Here is a 5,161-nt window from a genome sequence, read left to right on the forward strand (position 1 = left end):
CCTTGCCATAGATGGCATAATAATAATTCAGGCCGTTGATCGGCAGCAGGCCGGACTTTTCCGGCTTCGGCAGTGCGTTCGTCTCAGTCGTCATGGCGGGTTTTGTCTCCTCCGCATTGGTGGTGCCTGGGCAGCCAACGAGCGCTGCAACCGAAGCAAGAATGGCGAAAAACAGGGTTTTGGACATATCGATCTCCTCTCGTCATGCCGGTATCAGAGCGTCATGCGGATCAAAGCGTTTTGGCGAGTTCTTCGAGCTGGTCGGCGCACTGTCCCCAACCCTCGTGGAAACCCATCTTCTCATGCTGTTCGCGGTCGGCGACGCTCCAGTGCCTGACCCGAGCGATGTAGCGGGTCTTGCCGTTGCCCTCGTCCTCGAAGGTCAGCGCGACGGTCATGAACGGCTTTTCCGAAGGCTGCCAAGCCTCTGTGTAGGCGTCGGTGAGGACGATCTTCCTGCCGGGAACGACTTCGAGGAAGACTCCCGGGTTGGGGAATTCGTTGCCGTCCGGGCTAGCCATGACGACAAGGCTCGAGCCGCCGGTGCGCACATCCATCTCGGCGCGCGGCGTCGTCCACGGCTTTGGCGAGAACCAGCGCGTAATCAGTTTCGGGTCGGTCCAGCAGCGATAGACGTTCTCGCGCGGTGCATCGATGATGCGGGCGAGAACCAGTTCACGGTCATTGGTGGGGGCGATGTCGAGCTTGATGGTCATGATGGCGTCCTGCGTTTGATCTGGCTTCCGTCCCAAGGACGAGCCGATGAACCGCAAACCGACATCGGCCAGTGAAAAAATGTCGGCACCGTCTCGATGGGCCCAAGGCGTTCCCCACCTTCGTCATCCACGGGCGGAGCAGGAGCGGAGCTCCGTCGCGGAGACCCGAGGATCCATGCCGCGACCGTTGTCGAGGAATGCAGCGGAGCAAGAATTCCGCACCGTCGTGACGCGTTGGAGTCGCGGCATGGATCCTCGGGTCTGCGCCGCGTCGCTGCGCTCCTTGCTCCGCCCGTGGATGACGAAGCGATCAGGGTTCGAGCCAATCGCCAAGGCATTCGATAAAAACTTCTGCGCCGAGAAACTCGATGCGTCAGTGGCGCTTGGCTTGCACCAGATAAGCCTCGATCTCGGTCTCGCCGAGCCACCTTGCCGCCTCGAGCCGGTGCAGGCCTTCGACGAGGATGTGGCGCTTGCCGTCATGGCGGACCTGGATCGGCGTCTTCATGCCGTTTTCCAAAATGTCCTCGGCCAGATGGCGAACGGTCTCGGGATGCAGCGTCTTCTTGCGCGCCGTCGGCACGTAGATCTCGTCGACCTTGACCTTTTGCACTCTGAGCATTCCGACCCCCGTGGCGGAAACGCCGCCTCCACTGAGATAGTCCGTTTGATGGAGGCGGCCAAGGGTGCGGCTAGCGAATGCTGGCCCGATCGTTTCTATTTGACGCGTGACCGGCAGATCGCCGAAATGGCGGCCCTCGACCTTTTCAGGTGTTCATGACCCATCTGCCGACCGAATTCCCCGATTTCGGACTGACGCCGGAGCAGCGCCGCCACGCGGTGCGTGACCATTATTACGAATGGCCGGGGATGGATGGCGAGCGCGGCGAGATCTGGTGCTACAGCGACCGGTTTTCCTATCGCGCCGGCGAAACGGTGGCGTTGCATGTCAGTTCGACAGCTCCGAACTTCGGCATGACAATCACCCGGGATGGCGGCAGCGAGACCAAAGTGTTCGAAAAATCGGGCATCGCGGCACGCCGGCAGGACACACCCGACCAGTGTTCGGCTGAAGGCTGCGGCTGGGACGCATCCTTCGAATTTCGCGTCGGGGCGGACTGGCCGTCCTGCGCCTATCGGGTCACGCTGACCGCCGACGGGCGCGACGGCAAGCCGATCCAATGCCACCATATTTTTATCGTCAGCCCGCAGCCGGGCCGTAAACCCGGCCGTGTGCTGCAGGTGGCGGCGACGGGCACCTGGCTGGCCTACAACACCTGGGGCGGTTCCAACCACTACCAGGGCATTACCGGGCCGGACCGCAACCAATACTCGCCCATCGTGTCGACACAGCGCCCCTGGTGCCGTGGCTTCGTCGTGCTGCCGAAAGATGCGCCGCGCGTGCCGCTGGAAGTCGCCGTACCGCCCAAGACGATCCCGCGCTATCCGCACATGGAATGGGCGCTCGCCACAGGCCATTCGAAAAAGTACGCCTCGTCGGGTTGGGCCAGCTATGACAGCCATTTCTTCCGCTTTGCCGAGCGAGCCCGCTATCAAGTCGATCTCGTCAGCCAGCATGATCTCCATTCTTCGCCCGAAATTCTCGACGGCTACGACTGCGCCGTCTTCGTCGGCCATGACGAATACTGGACCTGGGAAATGCGCGATGCCGTCGACGCCTATGTCGAGCGCGGCGGCCATGCGGCGCGCTTTGCCGGTAACTTCATGTGGCAGACGCGGCTCGAGGACGAGGGCCGCCGGCAGGTCTGCTACAAATATCGCTCGCGTGCCGAAGACCCCGCCTATCTCCCAGGCAGCGACGTCACCCGCGCCACCAATTCCTGGGAAGCGCCGGAAATCGGCCGGCCGGGTTCAGCGACCTTCGGGCTCAACGCGACGCGCGGGGTCTATACCGGTTGGGGCGGCTGCGCGCCGCGCGGCGTGCGTGGTTTTCCGGTCTACCGGCCCGAGCACTGGGCCTTTGCCGGCACCGGCATCTACTATGGTGACCTGTTGGGGGCCGACAGCCATGTCTATGGCTATGAGGTCGACGGGCTCGACTTCGAGATACTCGGCGGCCTGCCCTACCCGACCGCCACCAGCGGCGCACCGGAGGGGTTGCAGGTTCTCGCCGTCGGCATGGCATCCCAGGTTGAGGAAAGCGCCGATATCCCGATCGAGGACCAGTTCCTCACCGACGAGGATGGCCGCTTCACCGCCGAGACGCTGTTCGGCGAGGCGAGCGACGCCAATCTGGAAAAGGTCAAACGCGGCAACGGCATGATCGTCAATTTCCCGCGCGGCAAGGGCGAGGTGTTCCACGCCGGAAGCTGCGAATGGGTCGCCGGCCTGCTAAGACAGGACCCGATGGTCGAACGCGTCACCAAAAATGTCCTCGATCGTTATCTCGGAAAGCCCTGACATGTCGAAAGTCCAGACCGCCGCGCAAGCCACCGACGCCCGGCGAGACTCGCATCTGTTCTATCTGTCCAGCCTGCGCCGGCCGCTGATCGACCGCGCCGAGGGCATCTATATGTGGACGCAGGACGGCCGCCGCTTCATCGACGGCTCGAGCGGCCCGATGGTCGCCAATATCGGCCACTCCAACCGCAATGTGCTGGATGCCATGAAGCGGCAGATGGACCGCGCCACCTTTGCCTATCGGCTGCATTTCGAGAACGAGCCGGCGGAGGAGCTGGCACGCGAACTGGCCGGCAAGCTGCCGGAAGGCATGGACCGCATCTTCTTCGTCTCGGGCGGCTCGGAAGCGACGGAATCCTGCATCAAGCTGGCGCGGCAATGGGCCGTCGCCACCGGCCAGGCCAGCCGCTGGAAGGTGATCACCCGCTTCCCCTCCTATCATGGCGGCACGCTGGGTTCGCTCTCGGTCACCGGCGACGATGCGCTGGCCGAAACGTTCGAGCCGATGATGCGGGCTATGCCGACCGTGCCGGCGCCGAATGCCTGGCGCGACCGCGACAATCTCTCGATGGAACAGCGCGGCATCCGCTATGCCGACATGCTGGAGGAGAAGATTCTTGCGGAAGGTCCAGACAGCGTGGTCGCTTTCATCATGGAGCCGATCGGCGGTGCGGCGACCGCGGCAATGGTCGCGCCGGACAGCTATTATCCGCGCATCCGCGAGATCTGCGACCGCTACGGAATCCTGCTCATCCACGATGAAGTGATGAGCGGCGCCGGCCGCACCGGCAAATTCCTAGGCGGCGACCATTGGAACTGCAAGCCCGACATCGTCGCGCTGTCGAAGGGGCTGGGTTCGGGCTATGCGCCGCTTGGCGCGCTCGCCGCCCCGATGCGGCTGGTGCAGCCGCTGCTTGACTCCGGCGGCTTCCAGCACGGCCACACCTATGCCGGCAACCCGCTGGCCTGCGCCGCCGGGCTTGCCGTGCTCGGTGAAATGGACCGGCTCGACCTGATCGCCAATGCGGCCGCCATGGGTGATGTGCTGATGGACGGGCTGAAGGGGCTGGCGAAGCGGTTTCCGTTCATCGCCGACGTGCGCGGCAAGGGCCTGCTCACCGGCGCCCAGATGGTTGCCGATCCAGAGACGCTGAGGCCGATCGACCAGACCAAGAAAGCCACGCAGCGGCTGCTCGACCTCGCCTATGAGCGCGGGCTGATCATCTATGGCCGCAGGGTCAAGGGTGGCGTCGACGGCGACAATTTCATGGTCGCGCCGCCGATGATCGTCACCAGCGAACAGGTCGGCGAGATCGTTTCCATCATCGGCGACTCGCTGGAGTTGCTGGCTGCCGAACTCGACCTGCCGGTCGAAGGCTGAGGCGACAAAGATGGCGCCTAGAAAAGTCATCATAACCTGCGCCGTCACCGGCTCGGTGCACACGCCGTCAATGTCGCCCTATCTGCCGGTGACGCCGGACCAGATCGCGGCGGAGGCGATCGCGGCGGCCGAAGCCGGCGCGTCGATCCTGCATCTGCACGCCCGCGACCCGAGGGATGGCCGCCCGACCGCCGATCCGGACGTCTACATGCAGTTCCTGCCGCGCATCAAACAGGCGACCGATGCGGTGATCAACATCACCACCGGCGGCTCGTCGCTGATGACGCTCGATCAGCGGCTGGCAGCCCCTTTGCGGGCTGAACCCGAAATGTGCTCGCTCAACATGGGTTCGATGAATTTCGCGCTGTTCCCGATGCTCGACAAGCCAAGGGAATGGCAGCACGAGTGGGAACCCAAGCTGCTCGAAGCGACGCGCGACACCATCTTCAAGAACACCTTCGCCGACATGGAGGGCGTGCTGGAGCGGCTGGGCAAGGGCTGCGGCACGCGCTTCGAATTCGAATGCTACGATGTCGGCCATCTCTATTCGCTGGCGCATTTCCGCGACCGGGGTCTGGTGTCGGGGCCGCTGTTCATTCAGTTCGTGCTGGGCATTCTTGGTGGCATCGGCGCCGACCCGGAG

General features: G+C 63.8%; 5 protein-coding genes and 1 pseudogene. 3 read left to right on the top strand and 3 right to left on the bottom strand.

Going from position 1 to position 5,161, the window contains the following annotated elements; all coding sequences use genetic code 11:
* The 3 genes and pseudogenes from EN964_RS23630 to EN964_RS23640 all read right to left on the bottom strand — a co-directional run.
* A pseudogene (locus tag EN964_RS23630) lies at window positions 1-187 on the bottom strand (alpha/beta hydrolase); the annotation flags it as partial.
* A 43-nt stretch (window positions 188-230) separates the two neighbouring features.
* Window positions 231-716, bottom strand: a complete 486-nt coding sequence (locus EN964_RS23635) for an SRPBCC family protein (RefSeq protein WP_127269871.1) — start codon at window positions 714-716, stop codon at window positions 231-233.
* 373 nt (window positions 717-1,089) lie between these two features.
* Window positions 1,090-1,338, bottom strand: coding sequence for a ParB N-terminal domain-containing protein (locus tag EN964_RS23640; protein WP_127269873.1), 249 nt, complete (start codon window positions 1,336-1,338; stop codon window positions 1,090-1,092).
* A 155-nt stretch (window positions 1,339-1,493) separates the two neighbouring features.
* Between EN964_RS23640 and EN964_RS23645 the strand changes: the two genes are divergently transcribed.
* The 3 genes from EN964_RS23645 to EN964_RS23655 form a co-directional block, all read left to right on the top strand.
* A complete protein-coding gene (locus EN964_RS23645; RefSeq protein ID WP_127269875.1) occupies window positions 1,494-3,137 on the top strand; it encodes a N,N-dimethylformamidase beta subunit family domain-containing protein in 1,644 nt (547 codons plus the stop codon).
* Between the two features lies 1 nt (window position 3,138).
* Window positions 3,139-4,518, top strand: a complete 1,380-nt coding sequence (locus EN964_RS23650) for an aspartate aminotransferase family protein (RefSeq protein WP_127269877.1) — start codon at window positions 3,139-3,141, stop codon at window positions 4,516-4,518.
* 10 nt (window positions 4,519-4,528) lie between these two features.
* Window positions 4,529-5,161 (top strand): 3-keto-5-aminohexanoate cleavage protein (locus tag EN964_RS23655; RefSeq protein WP_164775954.1); only part of this gene is annotated, 633 nt, incomplete at its 3' end.

Source organism: Mesorhizobium sp. M7A.F.Ca.CA.001.10.2.1 (genome assembly GCF_003998575.1).
Lineage (GTDB): Bacteria > Pseudomonadota > Alphaproteobacteria > Rhizobiales > Rhizobiaceae > Mesorhizobium.